The organism is Nocardia sp. NPDC058114, from assembly GCF_042884695.1.
In the GTDB taxonomy this organism is placed as follows: Bacteria; Actinomycetota; Actinomycetes; order Mycobacteriales; family Mycobacteriaceae; genus Nocardia.
The window spans coordinates 22,642-44,973 of the sequence record NZ_JBHVTK010000003.1 but is presented as its reverse complement, the minus strand read 5'-3'; the positions used below and the strand labels follow the sequence as shown (position 1 = coordinate 44,973).

The 22,332-nt window shown below is 66.3% G+C and carries 22 protein-coding genes; 8 read left to right on the top strand and 14 right to left on the bottom strand.

Annotation, left to right across the window (positions count from 1 at the left end; all coding sequences use genetic code 11):
• Positions 1 to 51: 51 nt before the first annotated feature.
• The 5 genes from pyrE to clpB form a co-directional block, all read right to left on the bottom strand.
• Positions 52 to 615: an orotate phosphoribosyltransferase gene (gene pyrE, locus ACFVVI_RS12675; RefSeq protein ID WP_358061648.1), complete on the bottom strand. Its 564-nt coding sequence runs from the start codon at positions 613 to 615 to the stop codon at positions 52 to 54.
• Positions 616 to 620: 5 nt separating this feature from the next.
• Entirely contained in the window at positions 621 to 1,427 is an 807-nt protein-coding gene (locus ACFVVI_RS12670) for an SDR family NAD(P)-dependent oxidoreductase (RefSeq protein WP_387445445.1), read from the bottom strand.
• Positions 1,428 to 1,480: 53 nt separating this feature from the next.
• Entirely contained in the window at positions 1,481 to 2,647 is a 1,167-nt protein-coding gene (locus ACFVVI_RS12665) for a hypothetical protein (RefSeq protein ID WP_378995864.1), read from the bottom strand.
• A gap of 68 nt (positions 2,648 to 2,715) precedes the next feature.
• The gene (locus ACFVVI_RS12660; RefSeq protein WP_387445442.1) at positions 2,716 to 3,531 is read right to left on the bottom strand and encodes a DUF5666 domain-containing protein; all 816 of its coding nucleotides are present in this window, start codon (positions 3,529 to 3,531) and stop codon (positions 2,716 to 2,718) included.
• A 63-nt stretch (positions 3,532 to 3,594) separates the two neighbouring features.
• Positions 3,595 to 6,171: an ATP-dependent chaperone ClpB gene (gene clpB, locus ACFVVI_RS12655; protein ID WP_387445440.1), complete on the bottom strand. Its 2,577-nt coding sequence runs from the start codon at positions 6,169 to 6,171 to the stop codon at positions 3,595 to 3,597.
• Between the two features lie 211 nt (positions 6,172 to 6,382).
• On the opposite strand from clpB, the gene ACFVVI_RS12650 reads away from it, so the two are divergent.
• The 3 genes from ACFVVI_RS12650 to ACFVVI_RS12640 all read left to right on the top strand — a co-directional run bounded on the left by ACFVVI_RS12650 (position 6,383) and on the right by ACFVVI_RS12640 (position 8,551).
• A complete protein-coding gene (locus ACFVVI_RS12650) occupies positions 6,383 to 7,372 on the top strand; it encodes an NADP-dependent oxidoreductase (protein WP_387445439.1) in 990 nt (329 codons plus the stop codon).
• Between the two features lie 24 nt (positions 7,373 to 7,396).
• Entirely contained in the window at positions 7,397 to 8,110 is a 714-nt protein-coding gene (locus tag ACFVVI_RS12645; protein ID WP_387445437.1) for a DUF6882 domain-containing protein, read from the top strand.
• Positions 8,111 to 8,233: 123 nt separating this feature from the next.
• Entirely contained in the window at positions 8,234 to 8,551 is a 318-nt protein-coding gene (locus tag ACFVVI_RS12640) for a WXG100 family type VII secretion target (protein ID WP_387445435.1), read from the top strand.
• Here the strand turns inward: ACFVVI_RS12640 and ACFVVI_RS12635 are convergent.
• Positions 8,546 to 9,157, bottom strand: a complete 612-nt coding sequence (locus ACFVVI_RS12635) for a hypothetical protein (RefSeq protein WP_387445433.1) — start codon at positions 9,155 to 9,157, stop codon at positions 8,546 to 8,548. The two genes, ACFVVI_RS12640 and ACFVVI_RS12635, sit on opposite strands and share 6 nt — an antisense overlap.
• Positions 9,158 to 9,583: 426 nt before the next feature.
• Positions 9,584 to 10,780 (bottom strand): hypothetical protein, encoded by a 1,197-nt coding sequence (locus tag ACFVVI_RS12630; protein WP_387445431.1) that lies wholly within the window; start codon positions 10,778 to 10,780, stop codon positions 9,584 to 9,586.
• A gap of 664 nt (positions 10,781 to 11,444) precedes the next feature.
• On the opposite strand from ACFVVI_RS12630, the gene ACFVVI_RS12625 reads away from it, so the two are divergent.
• Complete coding sequence (locus ACFVVI_RS12625) at positions 11,445 to 13,448, top strand: hypothetical protein (protein ID WP_387445429.1); 2,004 nt, start codon at positions 11,445 to 11,447, stop codon at positions 13,446 to 13,448.
• A gap of 29 nt (positions 13,449 to 13,477) precedes the next feature.
• On the top strand, positions 13,478 to 13,876 hold the full coding sequence (locus ACFVVI_RS12620) for a hypothetical protein (protein WP_387445426.1): 399 nt from the start codon (positions 13,478 to 13,480) through the stop codon (positions 13,874 to 13,876).
• Between the two features lie 88 nt (positions 13,877 to 13,964).
• Here the strand turns inward: ACFVVI_RS12620 and ACFVVI_RS12615 are convergent, their stop codons facing one another.
• From ACFVVI_RS12615 to ACFVVI_RS12595, 5 genes are all read right to left on the bottom strand, one after another.
• The gene (locus ACFVVI_RS12615) at positions 13,965 to 14,111 is read right to left on the bottom strand and encodes a hypothetical protein (protein ID WP_387445423.1); all 147 of its coding nucleotides are present in this window, start codon (positions 14,109 to 14,111) and stop codon (positions 13,965 to 13,967) included.
• A gap of 318 nt (positions 14,112 to 14,429) precedes the next feature.
• Complete coding sequence (locus ACFVVI_RS12610; protein ID WP_387445421.1) at positions 14,430 to 15,188, bottom strand: ESX secretion-associated protein EspG; 759 nt, start codon at positions 15,186 to 15,188, stop codon at positions 14,430 to 14,432.
• Between the two features lie 33 nt (positions 15,189 to 15,221).
• Complete coding sequence (locus tag ACFVVI_RS12605; protein ID WP_387445419.1) at positions 15,222 to 16,520, bottom strand: hypothetical protein; 1,299 nt, start codon at positions 16,518 to 16,520, stop codon at positions 15,222 to 15,224.
• A complete protein-coding gene (locus tag ACFVVI_RS12600) occupies positions 16,521 to 16,898 on the bottom strand; it encodes a hypothetical protein (protein WP_387445417.1) in 378 nt (125 codons plus the stop codon).
• A 17-nt stretch (positions 16,899 to 16,915) separates the two neighbouring features.
• A complete protein-coding gene (locus ACFVVI_RS12595) occupies positions 16,916 to 17,440 on the bottom strand; it encodes a DUF3558 domain-containing protein (protein WP_387445415.1) in 525 nt (174 codons plus the stop codon).
• A gap of 88 nt (positions 17,441 to 17,528) precedes the next feature.
• Here ACFVVI_RS12595 and ACFVVI_RS12590 point away from each other — a divergent pair, with 88 nt between their 5' ends.
• Positions 17,529 to 17,894 (top strand): hypothetical protein, encoded by a 366-nt coding sequence (locus ACFVVI_RS12590; RefSeq protein WP_378995847.1) that lies wholly within the window; start codon positions 17,529 to 17,531, stop codon positions 17,892 to 17,894.
• Positions 17,895 to 17,947: 53 nt separating this feature from the next.
• Here ACFVVI_RS12590 and ACFVVI_RS12585 read toward each other — a convergent pair whose 3' ends face one another.
• Positions 17,948 to 18,526: a DapH/DapD/GlmU-related protein gene (locus ACFVVI_RS12585; protein WP_387445413.1), complete on the bottom strand. Its 579-nt coding sequence runs from the start codon at positions 18,524 to 18,526 to the stop codon at positions 17,948 to 17,950.
• A gap of 226 nt (positions 18,527 to 18,752) precedes the next feature.
• On the opposite strand from ACFVVI_RS12585, the gene ACFVVI_RS12580 reads away from it, so the two are divergent.
• Positions 18,753 to 19,910: an FAD-binding oxidoreductase gene (locus tag ACFVVI_RS12580; RefSeq protein ID WP_378995843.1), complete on the top strand. Its 1,158-nt coding sequence runs from the start codon at positions 18,753 to 18,755 to the stop codon at positions 19,908 to 19,910.
• 29 nt (positions 19,911 to 19,939) lie between these two features.
• Positions 19,940 to 20,698, top strand: coding sequence for an FAD-binding oxidoreductase (locus ACFVVI_RS12575; protein ID WP_387445410.1), 759 nt, complete (start codon positions 19,940 to 19,942; stop codon positions 20,696 to 20,698).
• A gap of 34 nt (positions 20,699 to 20,732) precedes the next feature.
• On the opposite strand, the gene ACFVVI_RS12570 is transcribed toward ACFVVI_RS12575, so the two are convergent.
• Complete coding sequence (locus tag ACFVVI_RS12570) at positions 20,733 to 21,902, bottom strand: FAD-binding oxidoreductase (protein WP_378995838.1); 1,170 nt, start codon at positions 21,900 to 21,902, stop codon at positions 20,733 to 20,735.
• Between the last annotated feature and the right edge of the window lie 430 nt (positions 21,903 to 22,332).

Here is a 22,332-nt window from a genome sequence, read left to right as displayed (position 1 = left end):
TCAGACTTTCCGGACAGACCACGTCGTCATCCGGGTTCGGCGTTGTTCAGGCTATCCCAGGGCGAGATCGTCGAGACCGAGGATGGATCGATATTCCAGCCCCTCCTCGGCAATCACCTGGTCAGCACCGGTTTCCCGGTCGACAACGGTGGCAACGCCGACCACGATCGCGCCCGCGTCGCGCAACGCGCGCACCGCGGTGAGCGGCGAGTTGCCGGTGGTGGTGGTGTCCTCGACGACGAGCACACGCTTGCCGACGATGTTGGGGCCCTCGATCTGGCGCTGCATGCCGTGCGCCTTGGCGGCCTTACGGACCACGAAGGCGTCGATCGGACGGCCCGGCGCGTGCATCACGGCCATCGCGACCGGATCGGCGCCCATGGTGAGCCCGCCGACAGCGTCGAAGTCCCAGTCGGCGACGAGCTCACGCAGCAGCGTCCCGATCAGCGGCGCCGCCTGGTGATGCAGGGTCGCGCGGCGCAGGTCGACGTAGTAGTCGGCTTCCTTGCCCGAGGACAGCGTCACCTTGCCGTGCACGACCGCGAGCTCGCGCACGAGGGCGGCCAGCTGGTCGCGATCGGCCTTCGTGAGCGCCTGACGTGCTTGGTCGATCATCTAAGTCATGTCCTTCCGCGTGCGTTGAAGAGTCCGCGATTCATGCGGGCCACCAGGGTGCGCGGGATGAAGCCCGCTACCGCGGTGAGCACCTTGTACTGCACGCCGGGCACGCTGATCACCCGGCCGGAGTCCAGATCCTGCAGGCACCCGTCGACGACCTGGTCGACGTCGAGCCACAGGCGCTCGTGCAGCGAATTAATCTCGATGCCCGCGCGCTCGTGGAACTCGGTGTGCACGAATCCGGGGCACAGCGCTTGGATGCGGACACCGGTGCCCACCAATCCACCCGCTAAACCCTCCGTGAAGGATACGACGTAGGCCTTGGAGGCCGAGTAGGTCGACCCCCGTCCGGGGATCAACCCGGCCACGCTCGCCACATTCACGATCGAACCCGCGCCCGCCGCGACCATCGGCGGCAGGGCCGCCCTGGTGAGTTGCAGGACCGAGGTGACGTTGACGTCGAGCTGGGCCTGCAGCTCCGCGGGCTCGAGGGTCCAGAACTCACCCGAATGCGCGAAACCCGCGTTGTTCACGAGGAATTCGATGCCCTGGGCTGCTCTGGCCGCGACGCGAGCGCGATCGTCGTCATCGGCCAGGTCGGCGACCACGACTTCGGCCGACGTGGCGAAACGGCGGGCCACATCGTCGGCGAGTGCGCGCAGGCGTTCCTCGTTCCTGGCGACGAGGACCAGGTCGTAGCCGAGGGCGGCGAGACGGTGGGCGAAACCCTGCCCGATGCCGGACGTCGGTCCGGTGATCATCGCGACGGGGCGGCGCACGCCGGGCAGACGTGAAGGACTATCAGACATCGCTGGTCGATTCCGGTCGACGGGGTGCCGCGACGACTACCGCGGCAGGTGGATCACTTCGGAACAGGGCCCTGGTAGGGGCGGAAGCCGGGGTGGAACGGTCCGCCCGGCTGACCCGATTCCGCGTCGTCGAGCGGTGGCTCGGGGCGGGGACGCGGCTCGGGGACGACGGCCAGCGACGGGCGCTTCGGCGGTTCGCCGAGCGGGCGGCGGCCGGGCGCGGGCTGGTCTTCGAACTCGGGGTCGTCGAGATCGGGGTCGTAGTCGGCGGGCAGAGCGGGGGCGCGTCCGCCGATCGGTGCGCGATCGTCTACGTCGCGGGTGGCGGAGCCACGCGGCGCGGAGGGCGCGTCGACTTCGGGGAAGCGGGCGCCACGGTAGGGCTCGTCGTCATCGGGCAGGCGGGCCGCGGAACCACGCGGGGCGAAGGGCTCGTCATCGGAGTCGAGTTCGTCGGGGCCGGGGAAACGGGCGCGGCCACGTTCTTCCACATCGGCGTATTCCGCACGGCCCGCGGCGAATTCGCGATCGTCGTCTTCGTCGTCGTACTCGGGTCGGAAACCGGGTGCGAGATTGGCACTCGACCGCGGCCGGGTGAACTCGTTCGGCTCGGCCACCGGGGGCAGCACGTGCAGCAGGCCGGACAGGCGCAGCACCACGTCGATGGCGGTCTCCCAGTCCTTGGATCCGCTGCCGACGGGGAGCATGCCGAGGGTCCAGTTGCCCTCGCTCCACAGCATCTGCACGGTGTCGGACAGCGACTCGATGAAGCCGACCATCCGCTGGTCCACCGCGTGGCGCGCGATCTCGGGGTCGGTGGCGAACACGACCCGGTCGCCGATGGCGCCGAGCAGTTCCAGATCGTGGTCCTTCGGCGGCGCGGCGGTCTTGAGCCGCATGTCGACATCGATCTCGGAGCCGATCTGGCGTCGCACGGCCACCAGGGTCGCGGCGTCCTCCAGGTCGAAGAGCACGAACTTCTCGCCCTTGCGAATACCGGAGACCACGTCGACCGCCGAGAGATAGCCGAGCTTGGCCAGCGCGCCACGGCGCCACGTCGAGGCGAGCGCGGGCTCCACCGACACGTAGGTGTAGCCCTGGGACTTCGCCCACACCTGTCTCGCGTGTCCGGTGCGCTGCCGCTGGACCCGATCGAAATACAGCAGGACGACCGCACCCACGAGTGCGATCGCTGCTAACCCGAACCACATAGCCGTCATCGTCGCCTAGCCTATCCAGCCGTCGCCGTGATTGCCCGGTAGCACCGGGGATTCGACGCGCGGGTCGCTCATCGGGGGCCGCCCGGCAACGCCGTACTGATAATGATCTTGGCGTGGATCGACCCGTCTGGGTTCTTGTCGCCCTGCACCATAACCATGTCGCCCACGGGAAGCTCGCTCGCCTTCGTGCTGGTCAGCGAGATCACCTGGGTGGCATCGTCGATCAGCACTCGCACATCGGATCCACCGAGGGTGCTCATGGTGATCTCGGTGCCGGTATTGGCGGTGATACTGCCCATGGTGGCGCCGAGATCTTCGCCGCCGCCGAGACCGGGCAGGCCGGGGAGCCCGCTCGTGCTCGGCGGAGAACCCGGCGTGGTTTGTTTCGGTGTCGGCGGGACGAGCAGCTGGCTCGTCGTCGGTGCCGATGCGGTGTTGCCGCCCGAGTCGTTACCGCTCAGCACGAGACCGGCGAGCACCCCGCCGACCGCGATCAACGCCAGCACGCCCAAGCCGAGCGCGATCCACAAACCGATGTGACGTTTGGGAGGTTCCTCCTGGTCACCGTCCTGCGGCCGCGGTGGATACCCCGGCGGCGGCGCGGCGGGATAGCCCTGGCCGTAGCCGGGTGGCGGCGCCTGGTAACCCTGCTCGTACCCCGGCGGCGCCTGCTGCGGCGGTGGTTGAGCTGCCGGATAACCACTTTCGTAGTCACCCCATTGCGCGTCGTGCGGCGGCAACGCCTGCGTCGGGTTCGACGGTTGCCCCCACTCGTCGAACGAATTGCCTCCGTACGGCGTGGTCGAGTCGGTGCCCGGCGAACCCAGCCGTTCGGTCGGCGAATCCTCCGGGCGTTGCCCCCACGGATCGTTCGGGTTCGTCATGGGCTCCAGGGTAGGACAGCCCGGTGCGTTTGGGAGGTCCCTACGCACCGGGCTGTGGATAAATCACGAGCTGTGGACAACTTCGCCTTCGACGACGAGCTTGTCGGTGGCGTCGTCCACACTCACCTTCACCGTGTCACCGTCGGCGACCGAACCGGAGAGCAGTTCCTTGGCCAGGCTGTCGCCGATGGCCTGCTGGATCAGCCTGCGCAGCGGTCGCGCGCCGTAGGCCGGGTCGTAGCCGCGCACGGCCAGCCACTGCTTGGCCTCCTCGGTGACATCGAGGGTCAGCCTGCGCTGCGAGAGCCGTTTCTGCAGCTGACGCAGGTTGATGTCGACGATCGACTCCAGTTGCTTCGCGTCGAGCGCGTGGAACATCACCACGTCGTCGAGCCGGTTGATGAACTCCGGCTTGAACGCGCGCCGCACCGCCTCCATCACCTGATCGCGGTCGCCACCGGCGCCGAGATTGGAGGTGAGAATGAGGATCGTATTGCGGAAGTCGACCGTGCGACCCTGGCTGTCGGTGAGCCTGCCCTCGTCGAGAACTTGCAACAAAATGTCGAAGACGTCCGGGTGCGCCTTCTCGATCTCGTCGAACAGCACCACCGAATACGGTCGCCTGCGCACCGCTTCGGTGAGCTGGCCACCCTGGTCGTAGCCGACATATCCGGGCGGCGCGCCGACGAGGCGAGCCACCGAGTGCTTCTCGCTGTACTCGCTCATGTCGATACGCACCATGGCGCGTTCGTCGGCGAACAGGAAGTCGGCGAGCGATTTCGCCAGCTCCGTCTTGCCGACACCGGTCGGGCCGACGAACAGGAACGAGCCCGTCGGACGGTTCGGATCGGCGACACCGGCGCGCGCCCTGCGGACCGCGTCGGACACGGCCTGCACCGCTTCTTCCTGCCCGACGACGCGGCCCGCGACCTCGGTTTCCATCCGCAGCAGCTTGGCGGTCTCGCCCTCGAGCATCCGGCCGACCGGCACCCCGGTCCACGCCGAGACAACATCGGCGATGTCGTCGGGCGTCACCTCCTCGTTGAGCATCACGTCACCGTCGGACGCCCCGGCACTGGCCTTCTCGGCGTCGGCGAGTTCCTTCTCCAAGTCGGGAATGCGCTTGTAGCGCAGCTCGGCGACCTTGCCGAGATCGCCGTCGCGCTCTGCCCGCTCGGACTCGCCGCGCATGGCCTCCAGTCGCTCCTTGAGCCCGCGCGCCGAATCGAGCGCGTTCTTCTCGTTCTGCCAGCGGGTGGTGAGCTGGCTGAGCTTCTCGCGGTCGTCGGCCAATTCCTGGCGCAGCTTCTCCAGCCGCTGCTTGGACGCGGCGTCGGTCTCCTTCTCGAGCGCCACCTCTTCGATCTCGAGGCGCCGCACCGCCCGCTCGATCTCGTCGATCTCGACGGGCCGCGAGTCGATTTCCATCCGCAGCCGCGAAGCCGACTCGTCGATCAGGTCGATCGCCTTGTCGGGCAGAAATCGCGAGGTGATGTAGCGGTCCGAGAGCGTCGCCGCCGCCACCAGCGCGGAATCGGTGATCCGCACGCCGTGGTGCACCTCGTAGCGCTCCTTGATGCCGCGCAGGATGCCGATGGTGTCGGCCACCGACGGCTCGCCGACCAGCACCTGCTGGAATCGCCGTTCGAGCGCGGCGTCCTTCTCGATGTACTTGCGGTACTCGTCGAGGGTGGTCGCGCCGACCAGCCGCAGCTCACCGCGGGCCAGCAGCGGCTTGATCATGTTGCCCGCGTCCATCGCCGAGTCGCCGGTGCCGCCCGCGCCGACGATGGTGTGCAGCTCGTCGATGAAGGTGATGATCTCGCCCGCGCTGTTCTTGATGTCGTCGAGCACGGCCTTGAGCCGCTCCTCGAATTCACCGCGATACTTGGCGCCCGCCACCATCGCGCCGAGGTCGAGCGAGACAACCTTCTTGTTGCGCAACGACTCCGGCACATCGCCTTCGATGATGCGCCGCGCCAGCCCTTCGACGATGGCGGTCTTGCCGACGCCGGGTTCGCCGATGAGGACGGGATTGTTCTTGGTGCGCCTGCTCAGTACCTGCACCACGCGCCGGATCTCGGTGTCGCGCCCGATCACCGGGTCGAGTTTGCCCGCGCGCGCCAGCTCGGTGAGGTCTGTGGAGTACTTCTCGAGCGCCTGGTAGCCGGCTTCCGGATCGGCAGAGGTGACCCGGCCACTGCCGCCGCGGACCGCGGTGAACGCGTCGCGCAGGGCCTCCGGGGTTGCGCCGTGCTTGCGTAGCAGCTGAGCGACATCCGAATCACCTTCAGCCAACCCGACCAGCAGGTTTTCGGTGGAGACGAACTCGTCGCCGAGCTCGGTGGCGAGGTGCTGGGCGGCGGTCATCGCGGCGAGGACCTCACGGCCCAGTTGCGGTTTGGTGGTGGCGCCGGTGGCACGCGGCAGGCGGTCGACGAGGGCACCTGCCTCACGTTCGACTGTCGCCGGATCGACCCCGATGGCCTTGAGCAACGGTGCGGCGATGCCGTCGGTTTGATCCAGCAACGCCACCAGCAAGTGTGCCGGACGGATCTCCGGATTGCCCGCCGCCGCGGCGGCCTGAAGGGCGGTGTTGAATGCCGCCTGCGTCTTGGTGGTGGGATTGAACGAGTCCACGAATCTCCCTTGTGTGTGTCCGGTATCGACTTGTTCAACGCTCACAAAGTTGAGTCTGTTCCGCTCAACTACAAAAAATTTCACCGACTGCGAATCCGCGCTTCACGGTACGCCGCGACACCACCGAAGACGACCAATCACCGCATGTCGAACGGCTATCCGCCTAGGATTGCGATGCCCGGCTCACCCCCGATGCGAGGAGTTCACCCCCATGCGCGCGATCGTGGTTCAGAAGTTCGGCGCCACACCCGAGCTCGCCGATGTCCCGGTACCCGACGCGGGTCCCGGCGAGGTGCAAGTGGCGCTCGACGCGGCCGGGGTCAACCCGTTCGACCTGAAAATGGCCGACGGCATCCTGGAGGGCAAGATGCCCACCGACTTCCCGATGATCCTCGGCGTCGACGGCGCGGGCACCGTCTCGGCGATCGGCACGGGCGTCACCAAGTTCAAGGTCGGCGACAAGGTGGTCGGCAAATTCCTGACCGCGCCTGCGGGACACGGCAGTTGGGCGCAGTACGCCACGGTCCCCGAGGACGCGACCCTCGTCCCCATCCCCGACGGCGTCACCACGGTGGCCGCGGCGGCGCTGCCGGTCGCCGGCGTGACGGCCCAGGATCTGGTGGACGCCGCGCATATCCAGCCCGGCCAGACAGTGCTGATCGTCGGCGCGACCGGCGGTGTGGGTTCCTTCCTCGTCCAGCTGGCCAATATCGCCGGCGGCCATGTGATCGCGACCGCCCGCGGCGACGCCACCGACCAGGTCGCGCGCCTCGGCGCGGCCGAGACTGTCGACTACACCCAGATCCGCCCCGCCGACCCGAATGTCGACGATCCGGACCCGGCCACCCGCCAGGACTCGAGCATCACCGACGCCGTGCGCTTCACCCACCCCGACGGCATCGACGTCCTGTTCGACCTGGTCAGCTCAGCAGGCGATTTCGCCTCGCACGCCACGCTCGTCCGGCGCGGCGGGCACGCCTACTCGACGATCTGGGCAGCCGACGAAGCCATGTTGCGCGACCGCGACGTCACCGGTGGAAACTTCGAATCCAAAGGCCGCTCACCAGAATTGAGCCGCCTGCTGTCCCGGGTATCCGCCGGTGATGTGGTGGTGCCGGTGCAGATGACGGTCCCACTGGAGGCCGCTCCCGCCGTCCTCGGCCAGGGCAGCGCACGCGGAAAAACCGTCCTCGCCATCTGATTCCCGGCCGATAGGGTCATCGTCATGCCTGACGTGACTTTGGCGAACCTGCTCGACGATGCTGCTCTGCACTCCTTCGAGCATCAACTGCATCTCGCCGATGTCGCGGGTGATCGAGGTTGGAGTGTCGATTTGGCGGTCGGCCGGTTCACGTTGACCGGCGACCAGCCGATCGAGTGCGAGCGGATGCATCTGCTTGGGTCGGCCGCGCCGGGACCGCAGTCCTGGTTGTGGGCGTGGGGTAACCCGGCCGACTACCCGGATTCGGCCACCGGGCTCGCGCAGTCCGTGCGTGATTTCGGAATCCGTTATGGGATAAGCGAACTCGCCGATGCGGAAGTGCCGTTCGTCGTGCTTCCCGGTTCGCCCGATCGGGCCGAGGGCGTGGTGAATGTGTTCATGGACGCGGCCAAGGCGATCTCCGGCGTGTGGACCGCCTATAGCGGGCCGGTCGGAGGCGGGACCAGGGCCGCGTTTCTGATCGAGCATCCGTCGTTCGTGCTGCCCGCACCCTTCGCGCCGCGCATCGCCCGGGTTATCCAGGAGGGGCTCACCGAGTTTCCGCTCACCGACCGCCGCCGCGCTCTCCATGCCTACGCCAATCATCGCGGACTCGGCATCCAATGGTCCGGCGATCACTCCCGGGCAACGGTCACCGCGCCGGGCCTCACCGGGGAGATCGGCTTCGACGAATCGGCCAGGATGAAGAGCATGGACTTGCAGATGAGCAACGGATAACGCCGCCTCGCAGAGCAATAGCCTCATACTCACCAATGAGACATAGCGCACAGTAGGGATCTGCGGCATGTTCTCGTGCGTCCAATATCTCGACGGCACTGTTGGGCGAGGTTGGGATGTGGGATGAGTTCGATCAAGGCTGATCCCGATGCTCTGCGTTCCACACAATCCTCGTTCGATTCGGTCGCTTCGACGCTGTCGGCGGCGTTGACCACGCTGACTGCGGCGTTGGCCGCGGAGGGTGAGTGTTGGGGTGGGGATGAGATCGGGCAGGCGTTCGCGGGTAACTACACACCGGGTGTGGAGCAGGGTAAGACCTCGGTCGGTAATCTCGCGAAGTCGATGACGCAGCTCGGTACGAACATGGTGACTGTCGCGGACAAGCTGGTGGAGCAGGACACGGCCCGCGCGGCCCAGTTGAAGCAGTCGACGGGGTCATAGTTTCGTGGGCATCGAGATCCCCGATTCGCTGCAGTGGGTCGCGAAATACATTCTCGGGGCGGGTGATTGGCCCGAGGGTGACGAGACCGCGATGCGGCGTCTGGCTGATGCGTGGACGACGACGGCGAACACGCTCAACACTGTTGATGAGGACGCGGCGCGGGCGTTGACGGCGGCGTTGACGGCGTTGTCGGAGGGTGAGACGCACGACGCGATCGCGGCGTATCGCGACAAGTTGCTGGCTGGTGACGAGGCGGCGTTCACCGCGATTCGCAAATGGTGCGAGAAGCAGGCCGAGCTGCTCGAAGACGGTGCCAACGATATCGAGCACACCAAGCTGGTGATCATCGGGACGATGATCGTGGCGGCGGTCGAGATCGGTATCGCGCTGGCGACGGCGTGGACCGGTATCGGTGCGGCGGCGGGTGTGGCCGCTCGGGTGGCGGCGCAGGTCGCGGTGAAGATCGCGATGAAGCAGCTCCTGACGAGGATGATCGCGCGCGGGATCGCGAAGGCGGCGGCGCGGGCGGCGATTCGTGGGGCGGCGTTCGAGGCGTTGGAAGAGGGCGGGATCGACGCGCTCGCCCGGACTATCCAGGTCGCCAAGGGTGATCGGTCGATGGATGACTTCGGCTGGGCTGATCTGGGTTTGGCGACGTTCGGTGGTGCTGTGGGTGGTGCTGTCGGTGGTGGTCTCGGGGACAAGCTCGGTGGTGTCGGTGACAACGTCACTTCGGGGTTGGGGAAGATGGCCGCCAAATCCGCAGCGGGTGCGGCGACCGAGCTCGGTGCGGATCTGTCAGCGCAGGTCGCGTCGGCGGGTGCGGCGTCTTTGCTGATGGACCAGGAATTCAAACTCGATATCGGCGTGGATACGTTCACCAGTGCTGGTGCGGGTGGGGTGCAGAGTGGGTTGGAATCCAGTCTGCATGGGAATGGAAACTCCTCGGCGCCAACGGTTCCCGAGTTGGGGGATACGGGTTCGTCGACGAGTCCGGCGAGTACCGGGGATCCGGGTTCGTCGACTCCGAGTCAGCCCAACGGTGGTACGCCTGGATCGACGTCGCCCGCGTCGACGGGCACTCCTGGTTCGACAGCACCGGCATCGGAGGGCGCGCCGTCAACTCCTGATGGGGACAACGCGACCCAGCCGTCGGGGGCTGGCTCGCCTTCCGCTCCTGGCGATAGTTCGCCGGCGAATGGAAGTCCGGCGGGGAGTCCTGGTGAAACGTCCCCGGCCGGAACGGGTGCACCATCGGGAGACGGTTCACCCAACTCGAGCTCGCCGGGAGAGAGTTCCCCGAACTCGCCCGGCGACAGCTCGCCGAGTTCGAGTTCACCGGGCGAGAATTCGCCGAGCACCAGCTCCCCAGGCGACAGCACATCCATTCCGGACTCGCCCAGCGACAACTCGCCGAGTTCCAGTTCGCCAGGTGACAGTTCGCCCAGTCCAAGCGCACCTGGCGACGACTCACCGGGCCCTAGTACGCCGGGCAGCAACTCACCCAGCCCGGGCTCTTCCGGCCCCAGTACACCTGAGACGACCGCGCCCGGCGCAACGTCGCCCGGCGACAACGGAAACCCCCCCAGCACTGGTTCACCGGCCTCGCCGAGCGATCCCAGTCCGGCGTCGACCAGCCCCTCGGTGTCCGCAGGCACCGGCACTCCCTCATCACCGAGCGACACCAGCACCACGAATCCGAACCCGACCGGATCCCCGAACGGCGCGACCCCAACCACTCCGGGCGGCACCTCCAACCCCACCAACCAGCCCACTCCGTCCGCACCTAGCTCGTCGCTAGACCTCCCACCGGTCGATGCCCCCGCGACACCATCTGCCACACCTACTGATCCGCCTGCAGCCCAGACGAATCCATCGCCCTCGACCACACCCCAGGCACCGGTCACCAACGACCAGACGCCGACCACCAGCAACCCGACTGCTTCCACGCCGTCCACACCCGGAACGACGCCGCAACCAGGCACCCCGACTACTACAACCGCGCCGCCAGCGTCCTCGAATATCGGGTCACCCGCAGACACCTCTCGCCAGCCGCAACAAGCCGAGGCCTCGACAACCAGCGCGGCGACCACCGCAACAGCTCCCGGCACAGCACCCACCACGACGCCGACCACCGCAACACCAACCCCCACAACCTCTCCCAACTCGACGCCGTCGGCCCCTCCCCTCAGCGCACCGATTACGCACCAATCGCCGACATCGAACACTCCCCAACCGTCCACAACCACCAGGCCACCGACCCACACCGCCCAGGCCCCCGCCACACAACCCGCAATCCCGAGCACTCCCCGGTTATCCACAGGTACCACACCGGCGACACCTACCGCGCATCCGCCGACACCGAACACTCCCCACCCATCCACAGGCACCAGCCCGACGACTGACACGGCACCGCAGTCCACCGCTCAGCCGACAACCCCGAGCGTGGCCCCCAACTCTGCGAACCCAACATCGAACGGAACCCCCAGCCAGGTTCCGTCGACCACAACGACTCCCGCCGACGCGGCCACTCCCACGAGCCCGACGTCTCCCACCAACTCCACCCCAGCGGCGCCCCCGACAGACCCAGTTCTCACTCCCCAAAACCTCGAAGCCGCCAGACAAGCCCGGCAGGCCCGCGAATCCCTCCGCCCCATCACACCCGCCAATAACCAAGCCCTACAGGTCAACCCACCCACCGGCCGCCCCTACCAAGCCGCCGATTACCCCAATACCTTCGCCCAGCCAGTCCGAGTCGTCCGACTCACAGTCGCCGTAACCGGTTCTCCCACAACCCCACCCACCACCATCGACACCGTCGCCGACAACGCCCAAACAGCCACCGACCTCGCCTTCAACCAAGGCCATCAATTCCCCCTCGGCGACTGGCTCATGGTCGATGTCGTCCCCACCACCGACCCATCAACGGCCGACCTCACGATCGATGCCGACACCACCCCCACCCTGACCGACCTCGCCAACACGGTCCGCACCAACCTCGGCCTACCCCCACGCGACAACCCCACCGTCACCCCCGACGACATGCACCGCCTCGGCTCCGACATCTCCCGAGCCGACCTGGCCCGCACAACAATCCCCTCCTGGGCAGACCAACACGCATCCCCCACAACCCAGACCGACAACACCATATCCGCCACCCCCGACACAACCCCCGACCTGCACACCGACACCACCGTCGACCTCGACGCCATCCACAACAACCACGCCGAACAAACCCCCGCCGGCGTCTCCCACCACCGCGGCGACCCCACCATGGGCGACCTCCCCCACCGAGTCCCCGCCGACCCCAACCACTTCACCGCCGACACCCACATAACCCCCGACGGCCACGCCGCCATCGGCAACCAAACCCTCACCCCCGAGCAATACGGCGACCTCCTCCGCCGCTCCGGCTGGGACGGCATAACCCCCATCCGCCTAATCGGTTGCGACGCCTCCACCAACGGCTTCGCCAACCGCCTCGCCCAACACTTGGGCGTAGAAGTCCTCGCCCCCACCCACGCCGCCTGGACCGACGCCAACGGAAATGTCTTCAGCGCCAGCACCATCACCAACTCCGACGGCACCCGCAACCCCCGCATCCCCCCGGACGGGCAGTGGCAGACCCACCGCCCCAACGGCACCACCACAACCCCAGACACCAACTCCTCGGCACCGGGTTCCCTAGCAACGAAGCTCGATCCGACAACAGCAGTAAGTCGAGCTACTCCGCCACCACGTCGAGTAACCCCGGCCGCCGCGCGCGATCGATCCCTCGACCCACACGCGCAGGAAGTTCGCGACGCGGGGCGGCTCCGAACGGGTGACCGTGATGCGCTGAACTCGGACAGTCCGGCGCGGGAACTGACCCGCGCCGACGTCGAGCGCATCGAGCGCATCGAGGGGCTCCGCGATGACCTGAACCGGCCCGGTGTCGACCACACGGCCACCAAAGCGAAGCTGCGTGCCGAGTTGGAGGCCGCGGGTGTGCTGCGTAAGGGCAAAGAGGTCCTGCGCAACGACGGGCCAGCCATGGAACGCCGAGCGTTGATGACCGAGGCGGGCCTCGATGTCAACGCGGTCGCTGACGAGATCGGCCTGCGACGCCCTCCGCCTGCGCGAACCGACAACGAGGGACTGCCGCTGCGGGGTGAGCACGCCGATCCGGCCGCCGTGCCGCGTCGCAACGTCACCTTCGCCGAGGTCGACGCGATCGTTCCGGACAAGCTGATCCGCGCACTGGCGAAGTTCGGCGTGAGCAGGGAAGTCGCCGTGCAGTACATCGTCGACAACCACAACGACCGCAGCCGCCAGCGCTACCTGCCCGACCTCGAGGGCTTGGCCCGCCAGTACGGCATTCCCCACGGCGACGTACTCGTCATCGACCTGTACACAACCAAGCTCTACTACCAGGAACTCAACCGCCGACTGCGCAGCAATGAAGATGTCGACTCCGTCACCGAACTGCGGCAAGCAGTCAACGACTCCCTGAGCAAGCTCCCCCCGGCCGCGGTGCCTGAGCTGTTCAGATCGCTGTCCATCGCTTCTTGGGATTTGCCTGGCTTCCTCGCGAATCACACCACAGGTGCCGTCATCGACTGGGAGGCGTTCACCTCGGTCGCTGATGAGGTCGGCGGGACCTGGTGGGAGCGGCAGCCGGGGGAGAATATCCTGTTCAATGTCCGCGGGGGTGTGGCCTACGACATCTCCGACTTCGCTGACGGGCTGCACTATTTGGATCCTCCAAATAGTGGCCGGGAGCTGCTGTTGCCAGCCGGTAGGGTTGTGCGGGTCGAGAGTGTGACCCCGCACGTGTTGCCGGACGGAACGACGGGCTACGTTATCGAGCTCCAGGTCGTCGGATCAGCCGGGCCGACGAGCACGGCGACGCCATGACTAGTAACCAGGAACAGTAGGAGAGGTACATGACGTCGGAGGAGATGGTGCCAGCTCGGGTGCGGGACATCTTCGTCACAACTCTGAAACCGGGGACGACCCACATCGCCGCACTCCCGGATCCACTGCCGATGGGGATCGGGATCGGGTTGATCGCACCAGAAGGGTCGTCCCGCGAGCGGATCGTCGTCCGCGCCGAGCACGACGAGACCGGCTACTTCCTCGACTTCTACAAAGAGGGCAACGACGGGGAAACCTCCTCTCACTACCGGATTCGTGAGGATGGCTCGGTTACGCCGCTGGAGAATCTCATCTTGGTGCACCGGCACTTCGACGATCCCGAACAGGCCCGGCAGGAGCGGGAGCACGTCGGCGCCCACAACAAGCGGGTCAGGGAGATCCTTCGGGCGAAGGATTTATTCTTCTGAATCAGAGGATCCACACATTCATGACCGCAGAAACAGCGATACCCGGTCCGGTGCGGGACACGTGAATCGGCCCCGGGTTGTGCAACGCCTACGAGCCATCGCCGCCGACAACGAGCAGATCATCGCAGTCGGCCAGAATGTGGGCGGGAAATTCGCGCAGGTTCGCGGTCACGATCACCTGTGCGCCGATCTTGATCGAAACTGCGAGAACGTGGCGATCATCGAGATCCGGCAACGCAAACCCTCGATTAACGGATCGACTCGGTCACAAGACAGTCGGAGACCGCGGCGATCATCAGTTCATGCAGCCGACGCACCTTCGCCAGCTCGATATCCGGCCGATTCGCTGCCAGGTTGAACGTCATTTCGTCGAGCGTTCTCCGCGCCGGTTTCGCCCGCGACCTGAATGATCTGGTCGGTTGGATAGCTCGCCAGGTAGTCCCCTGACGCGGCGCAACGCACGATCGGCTACCTCAGCATCGATCTCGCCCGGCTCGATTCGCTCGGCTCGGATTCCAGCCATGAATTACCTCCTCTCTAGAGCGTGCCCCGTTCAATGGAGGAGGTAGGTGCCGGTGCGGGCCTTGGTCGCTGTGGTGGTGAGGATGGTGGCGAGGGTGGATTGGATTCGGGTGGGGGTGGTGGGTTTGGCGATGAAGGTGGTTTCGCCGTAGAAGACGTAGCGGCCGTCGCCGGGGATGTCGTGGAGTTGGAAGTCGTCGCGGCCTTCGGTGTGGCGGTTGTCGACGCTGCCGTGGGCGTAGACGCCGATGTGGGTGAGGGTGGTGGTGGGTTTGGCCAGGAAAGATTCGAGTTGTTCCCGGGGGGTGGGGTTCCAGCGGTCGCGGACGTGCGGGCGAGGGGCCGCGAGTTCTGCTGCGGTGACCCGGATTTCGCGGCCCTTGCCGGGCGCGACTTTGGGGAGGGTGGACAGGACGGCGGCGGCCAGTGCGTCCGGGTCGAAAAGGTGCAGGGTGATGTCGCCGGGGTTGGTCTCGTCGCCGGGGGCTTGGACGGCGAGGGAAGCGTAGGTATCTCGGGCGCCGCCGTGGGCCCGGATCGTTTTGACGCCCTTGGACGCTCCCGCCACTTCGACGCGGGCGTGCGGGGCGAGCAGGGCGGCCATGGCACGGTCGAGATCACTGTCGAACTCGGCCATCAGGTTCTCCGCGGCCTTGCTGCGCAGGCGCAGGACCTCGGCGTGGGTTTCGACGTCGGTATGGCGATGATGCAGCGGGTACGGGAGGACGTCGCGGCCCGCGGCTTCCCACAGGGTGCGGAAATCTAACGCGGTGAAATGCCAGGTACGCACGGGAGATCTACTCTGTTCCATCAGGATCGGCGACTAGTCGGCGCCGATGACCGGCGGGACCATCTTGGGCAGGGTGTCCAGACCGGTGAGTTCGTCACCGTTCTCCTGAGTGATGAGGTAGTCGGGGATTCCCTTGGTCGATTCGTCGTCCTTGCCGCCACCCTTGCCCGCGCCGGGGCTCATCATGCCGGGCATACCGGAACGGCCCGCTGTGCCCGTGCCGGTGCCACGGCCCCCAGCGCCGCCGGCAGACGTCGGGCTGCCGGCCACCGCACCACCCGGCGTTCCCGCGCCCGGTGTGCCCGCACCCGGCGACCCACCGCCGGGCGAGCCTGCGCCGCTCGGTGATCCGGACGGCAAGCCCGAACCGGGGACGGTCGAGCTCGGGGTGGTCGAGGCGGGGGTGGTCGAGCCCGGCTCCGTCGACTCGGGAGTGGTCGATTCGGGGGTGGTCGAATCGTCTGTGGAGTCGTCGGTGTCGTCCGGTTCGGTGGTGGGAGTGGTCGACGCCGGGGTGGTGGGCTGCGTCGTCGTCGCCTGGGTAGTGGGCTGCGTAGTAGAACCCTGAGTGGTGGATTGTGTTGTGCTGCTCTTTTTTTCAGGCTCGCCGCCGCCGTCTTCGACGGTCTTCGGGATGGGGATCACCGGGACTTTGTTGTCGGACTCGTAAATGACCGGGGCGTAGACGGTTTGGAGGATGCGCACGGCTTCGACTCGCGCGTTCTCCTGCGCGACATCATCATTGCGCCACCCACGCCCGGTGAGCAGGGCTCCGACATTGTCGAGACCGCTGCGGTGCTCGGGCTCGTGGGGAACGAGACGTTTTGTCGGTTCGAGGCCGGTACGGAGTTCGTCCAGTTTGGTACTGGTGAGCGCGGCGGCGGTGGTGACCTTTTTTCCCGTAGCGTCATATGCCGCAACAGTTTGCGCTGCCGCGTTCGCTGCGGAACCTGCCCAGACGTCGGGGGACATGCCGCGGGATATCTGCTTGCGGAACTCGTCGAGGGATGTGCTGTTGCGCGTTGAGATTTCGTTCCACGCGGTGATCAGATCGTTGACAGCGTCGAGATCGATCTTGTCGACTTTGTCGCGCAGTTCCGCGACGGTCCCCGGAAAGCTGTCGTTCTTCGTCACTACGGTGGGGCGGTATTCGCCGTCGAAACCGAGGTCGCCCGCCTTTTTTCGGTTGCCGTCTCGCTGCGAGTTGTACTTGTTCTGAATGTCAGCGATTTCGGAGCTGTCGAGTTCACCATCGTCGCCGAACGGAGCCGTGACGAAGTTCTTGAGGCCGCCGAGGAGGTCGAGGCCGTTGATGCTGTGGAAACCGGTCACTCAGCTCACCTGCCCGGCGACGTAGTCGAGGGCGTTCGCGTTCTCGATGTCTTTGCCCGCGATGCGCTTGAAGGAGATCGCGAAAACCTCGCGAAGCTCTTTCACGGCTTCGATATCTTTCAGGATGACGTTATCGATCGAGTTCTCGTCGCCGGTCGCCTGCAACAGGAACTTCTTCTCGAGGTCCTTGGCGATCTGGAAATCACCGAATCCGCTGACGGCCTGCGCTCGGCGTGTGGCGCCGCGGAGCGAATCGAGGTCGGCGATCCGCTTATCGCAGGCCTTGTACATATGGAAGGCCGCATCCTCGCTGTTCAGATAAACCTCGCCAGAGCGGACCTGCCCCAGCAGTTGCGTATACGGCGACGTTCCTGTCATTTATGTGCCCTCCCCGGTCACTTCGGAAATGTCGGCGCCAGCGTTTCCCCGACGCGTGCCAGAGATACGCAGGGGTCAGTCAGCCCGTCCAGGCTCGCGCGGTTCAGCACCTGCAGTTGGATGACGCCCTGACCAGCAGGGAAGACCACGTCGCAATCGAGTTGCTTCGATGCGCCCTCGACCCGGAACTCCCGTCCGGGCCGTCCCCCGATCGTGACGTCGCGGAAGTCGACGTTGCCCGGCTTCGTTTCGAACTCATCCGCAGCCTTGTTGGTGGAGTAGACGGTGATAGCGAATGTGCGCCCCTCCCATCCACAGATCTCCCACCCCGACTGCGGAACCCCCGCGACACCCTTCTCTTCCGTCGCCGGATCCACCCCAGCCTCCGTCAACGCAGCATCCGAAATCTCCGTGCACGGATTCCACAACACCGGCTTGGCCGTGGCCGTCGCCCCCTTCGACGTCGACTCCCCCGAGTCGCACCCGACCAGCCCGACAACCGCCAAACCGGCAACCACCATCGCCGTACCTGCGCGTTTCATCCCCACCCCTTCCGGCCGAGTACTGCCTTGACCAGGCACATTAGCACGGTCAACCGACCAGAGCCGGGGCCGCGTAAGTTGTCGGAGCATGAGCGAACTTCGACTTTCGGCGCCGTTCGACGGGCGCAATCCCGAGGGCAAACCGGTGGTGAACCGGTCGGCGGTGGACTCCGATATCCAGGATCAGGTGCTGTCCTACCTCGAGCACGCGCCGGTGATTCTGAGCGCCCGCGGCCACGACGCCGACGAGTTCGACCCCACCCAGCGCGACGTGCCGTTGAACTTCCACACCGACGGCGCGTTCGTCTGGCCGGGCGCTGTTCCCTACTACCTGCGCAAGTACGGGCTGCCGCCGGAGGCCGCGCTGGTCCAGCACATCGTGGGCAAGGGGTTCGAGATCGGGGAGGTCGACGAAGGGGCACGGCAGGCGGCGGTGCAGAAGGTCACCGGCTGACGCGGTGTCAGCGCAGGCGTTCCGTGGGCAACACGGCGGGCCGAGTAGCGCGGCTACCAGCGTCGACGCACAGCCGCCTTGGAACCGGCCACCAAGCTGTTCGCCGGGACGTCGTCCGCGACGACCGCACCCGCGGCGATCACCGCGTCGCGACCGATGCTGACGCCGGGCAGAATCATCGCGCCCGCGCCGATCCACACGTTGTCCGCCACGTCGATCGGCGCACCGGTGAGGAATCGGCGCCGTTCCTCCGGATCGACGGGATGGCCCATGGTGATGAAGGTGGCCTTCGGGCCGACCATCACGCCCCGGCCCAACCGGATTCCGGCGTAGTCGAGGAACGTGCAGCCCTGATTGATGAACACGCGCTCGGCCAGGTCCAGGTTCAGGCCGTGATCGGTATAGAACGGCGGGTAGATCGTGAGACCCGCGGGGAGCGGACGGCCGAGGATCTCCCCCAGCAGCGCCGCCTTTCCGGTCTCGTCGTCGAAGGGCAGACCGTTGAGACGGGACGTCAACCCGCTGACCTGCAGAACTCGCTCGTGCATCGCCGTGAACTCGGCCCCGAGAACCCGTTCACCCCTGGCCAGAAGTTCGGGATCGTGAATCTCCATGAAGTTGTCGCTCGCCATCCCTCGATTCTCACGCACCTTCGCGCGCGACCCGCAAGATCACCGACGCGTATCGATGATGGGGAGATCGTGCTGATCGCGGACGGGGGGTTTACGATCCGTGCGGCTGGGAACGGGCGTGACGAGCATCCCTGCACCGAGACGACGGTTTCGGGGGATACTGGGGACGGCGGCACCGACGGGTGAGCCACATTGCGGCAATTGCAGAGAAATGGAGCTTGACGACGTGGATGCGCGTTCGCTTGCGCTGGTCCGCGCCGATTTCCGCGGGGTGTCGGAGACACCCGGTGGGTCCGAGCGGCTGATCAGCGCTTTCTACGGTCACCTGTTCGCGCAGGATCCGAGGTTGCGTGAGCTGTTTCCGCCTGCCATGGACATGCAGGCCAAGCGGATCACGACGGCGGTGCAGTTCGTCCTCGACCATCTCGAGGACTTCGAACGCGCCCAGCGCTTCCTCGAGCAACTCGCCCGCGACCATCGCAAGTACGGGGTCGAGGCCGACCACTACGATCTGGCCGGACGCGCGCTGCTCGCGGCGCTGCGAACCTTCCACGGCAATCGCTGGACCAGAGAACTCGATGAGGGCTGGCGTGACATCACGCTGCTGATCTCGGCGTCGATGGCGATCGGCGCCAACGAGGACACCTCGCAGCCGTACTGGGACGCGACCGTGGTGGGTCACCGGCGAGTGCTCGACGATCTGGCGATCGTGCGATTACAGGCCGACGGACCCATTCCGTTCAAGGCCGGACAGTATGTGCCGGTCGCGGTGCCGCAGCGGCCGAATATGTGGCGCTACTTCTCCCCCGCCATCCCCGCGAACCCGTATGGCGAGATCGAATTCCATGTGCGGCGGATCAGTGGCGGCTGGGTGAGCCCGGCGATCGTCAACGACACCAAGGTCGGGGACCGGTGGAAGATCGCCGGGCCGCTCGGTGGGTTGCACGTGGACCGGGAGTCGGGCCGCGATGTGCTGATGATCGGCTCCGGCACGGGCATCGCGCCGTTGCGGGCGCAGCTGATCGAGATGAGCCAGCGCGGGATCAATCCGCGCGTGCACTTCTTCATCGGCGGGCGCTATCCCGGCGACCTCTACGACGTGGACAACATGTGGCAGCTCTCGCAGTCCAATCCGTGGCTGACCGTGGTGCCGGTGTGTGAGGAACACACCAATCCCTGGTGGTATCCCCAGGATTCGGGTGCGACGCCGATGGGCATGCCGCGTCGCCTGGTCGGTAATCTGGGAGCGGTGGTGACCAGCTTCGGCGCGTGGTCGGATCGTCAGATCCAGATCGCGGGATCGCCGTCGATGATCGCCAACACCCGTTACGCGCTCCAGCGGGCCGGTACACCGCTCGAGATCATCGCCGCCGACCCCGTCTGAACCCGCCCGCGACATCGCGAAAGAGGCTGATGAGCAACGCTTTTCCTGACCCCGCCTGGACGGCGACCGTCGTCGGTCACCACCGCTTGCGCCACGACCTCGCCGTGATCCGGCTGATCGGCGATTTCGTGCCGTTCGAGGCGGGCGGTTCGGTGGAGGTCGAGGTGCCGCAGCATCCGGGCGTGCGGCGGCGGTTCTCTCCCGCACTGCCGCCCTCGCTGGACGGCAAGCTCGAGTTCCATGTCCGCACGGTGCCCGGCGGGTGGTGTTCGAGTTCCATCGTCGCCGACACCAAACCCGGTGATCAGTGGCGAATCAACGCCCCCCACGGGGTTTTCGCGGTCGATCCCGACGCTGTCGAGGTGGTGATGATCGCCGGCGGTACCGGGCTGGCGCCGATGCGCGCTCAGATCCTGGACCTGGCCCGCCGCGACACTCCGCCGCGCACCTATTTGTTCTTCGGTGGCCGCTCGCCCCGCGACCTCTACGCCAACGACATGTTGTTCCTGCTGTCGGGCGAATTGCCATGGCTTTCGGTCATTCCGGTTGTCGAAAGCCCGGAAGATCCTGCGGTGCGCGATGAATGGCACGAGCAGACCCGCTCCGACGTGGGCTTCGGACTCGAGGAAATGCTCGACGGCACCCTCGCTGACGTCGCCGCAGCCCACGGCCCGTTCACCAAACACCAAGTCCTGGTCTGCGGTTCGCCCGCGATGGTCCGCACCACCGTCGACCGTCTGATCGAAGCGGGAACTCCCCCGGCCAACATCATCTCCGAAGGCGCCTGAGGACCACGGGCCGGTTTCGCGGCAAACCCGCGGGTCAGAACAAGGGGTCGTGGCGGATCGACTGGGCTTGGGTACCGGCCGCCATCAGGCGGAACTTGGTGGTCTGGACCATCGAGGGGGAGCCGACGATTTGGACGTCACGGTCTGCCCAGGGGCCGTAGCTGGCGACGACCTTGCCGATTTGGCCGGTCATGCGGGGTTCCAGGCCGGGTAGATCCGGCTGGGGGTCGCCGGAGTCGTAGTACCACCAGGGGTTTTCGTCACTCTCGGTGACGGGGGTGACGGTGAGCCATTTGTTGGCGATGGCGAGTTGGCTCAGGACCTGGAGGTCGTAGAGATCGCAGGGGTGGTGACCGCCGACGAACAGGTGCACCTTCGGGTTGACCCGGCGCTGGGCCATCGCCATGATCTGCGCGCGCAGGGGGGCGATGCCGGTGCCACAACCGACCATCAGCATCTTGCGTTTGGTGTTGCGCGGTACGCCGAGACCGCCGAGCGGCGAGCCGAGCGCCCACTGATCACCGACGGCGGTGTGCGCGACCATGGCGGGGCTGACCCAGCCGCCGAGCACGCCGCGAACGTGGAACTCGATCTCGCCGTTGGGATTGGCCGGGTTCGCGGGCGAGAGATAACGCCACATCCGTGGCCGCGAGGGGATCTGCACGCTGAGGTACTGACCGGCGGCGTACTGCATCGGCACGTCGAGCTGGACCCGCACGATCGAGAGATTGCGCAGCACCTCGCGATGTTCGACGACGGTCCCCGTCCAGGTAGCCGGGGTGGTCTCCTTGTCGGCGGCGCTGATCATCGCGCCACTGATGGTGGCCAGACCTTCGTCCCATGCGCTGGCGACCTCGTCGGTCCACATCTCCGCACCGGCGAACAACCGCATGGCGGATTTCAGCGAGTTGGCCACGGCCACATAGTGCGCCGGTTGCACGCCGTATTTGCGATGGTCGCGACCGAGCTGGGCCAGGAACGGCAGCAGCTTGTCGGGCTCCTCCAGCCGGTCGAGGGCGTAGGAGATCGCCGTGACGAGCCGGTCGCGCTGGGAATCCATGGCAGCCGGGAAGTAGTCGCGGACACCGGGGTAGTCCGTGAAGAGGATCGAGTAGAACGACCTCGACAGCTTCTCGGGTCCACCTTCTTCCGCAGCAACCGCCTTGAACGTAGTACGGATCAAAGCGACAGTCCGCGAATCCATATGTGTCACAACCTCGTTTCGCCATCGAACGCTAGCCGCGCCGGCGAGTGACGGGCTGGGAGGACACTCGTCAGCAGCCGATGCGAGAAGTCTAGGCGAGGTTTGCCAGCTTAGGAATCGTACTCTTAAACATCACGCATGTAATTCGCGAAATACCAGGCGGTTCCCAGTAGTTTCTCATGAAAACATACCTCAAGCCCGTTAATTGCGGGTGAACAGCCGCTCACGATTCTCGAAACCACCAGGAATATCAGGCAATTGGTGACCAATGGCCCTGGTAGAGCGACCCTTCCGCTACGTCGACCGCATGCGGCAAACCGGCGCGCCGAGCCGTGACACGCATGGTAGGCGCACCGGAGTGGCTGGTCGCCGGGCGCGAATTGCCTTCCGATTGGTCCGAATTCAGCATCCGGACAGCAAACTTTTGGAC

Coding starts and splice junctions, on each gene's coding strand:
- ACFVVI_RS12660 (WP_387445442.1), bottom strand. CDS start 3,531: ATGACGAACCCGAACGATCCGTGGGGGCAACGCCCGGAGGATTCGCCG.
- ACFVVI_RS12570 (WP_378995838.1), bottom strand. CDS start 21,902: ATGGATTCGCGGACTGTCGCTTTGATCCGTACTACGTTCAAGGCGGTT.
- ACFVVI_RS12600 (WP_387445417.1), bottom strand. CDS start 16,898: ATGACAGGAACGTCGCCGTATACGCAACTGCTGGGGCAGGTCCGCTCT.
- ACFVVI_RS12620 (WP_387445426.1), top strand. CDS start 13,478: ATGACGTCGGAGGAGATGGTGCCAGCTCGGGTGCGGGACATCTTCGTC.
- ACFVVI_RS12670 (WP_387445445.1), bottom strand. CDS start 1,427: ATGTCTGATAGTCCTTCACGTCTGCCCGGCGTGCGCCGCCCCGTCGCG.
- ACFVVI_RS12590 (WP_378995847.1), top strand. CDS start 17,529: ATGAGCGAACTTCGACTTTCGGCGCCGTTCGACGGGCGCAATCCCGAG.
- ACFVVI_RS12650 (WP_387445439.1), top strand. CDS start 6,383: ATGCGCGCGATCGTGGTTCAGAAGTTCGGCGCCACACCCGAGCTCGCC.
- ACFVVI_RS12625 (WP_387445429.1), top strand. CDS start 11,445: ATGGTCGATGTCGTCCCCACCACCGACCCATCAACGGCCGACCTCACG.
- ACFVVI_RS12575 (WP_387445410.1), top strand. CDS start 19,940: ATGAGCAACGCTTTTCCTGACCCCGCCTGGACGGCGACCGTCGTCGGT.
- ACFVVI_RS12640 (WP_387445435.1), top strand. CDS start 8,234: ATGAGTTCGATCAAGGCTGATCCCGATGCTCTGCGTTCCACACAATCC.
- ACFVVI_RS12595 (WP_387445415.1), bottom strand. CDS start 17,440: ATGAAACGCGCAGGTACGGCGATGGTGGTTGCCGGTTTGGCGGTTGTC.
- ACFVVI_RS12585 (WP_387445413.1), bottom strand. CDS start 18,526: ATGGCGAGCGACAACTTCATGGAGATTCACGATCCCGAACTTCTGGCC.
- ACFVVI_RS12645 (WP_387445437.1), top strand. CDS start 7,397: ATGCCTGACGTGACTTTGGCGAACCTGCTCGACGATGCTGCTCTGCAC.
- pyrE (WP_358061648.1), bottom strand. CDS start 615: ATGATCGACCAAGCACGTCAGGCGCTCACGAAGGCCGATCGCGACCAG.
- ACFVVI_RS12665 (WP_378995864.1), bottom strand. CDS start 2,647: ATGACGGCTATGTGGTTCGGGTTAGCAGCGATCGCACTCGTGGGTGCG.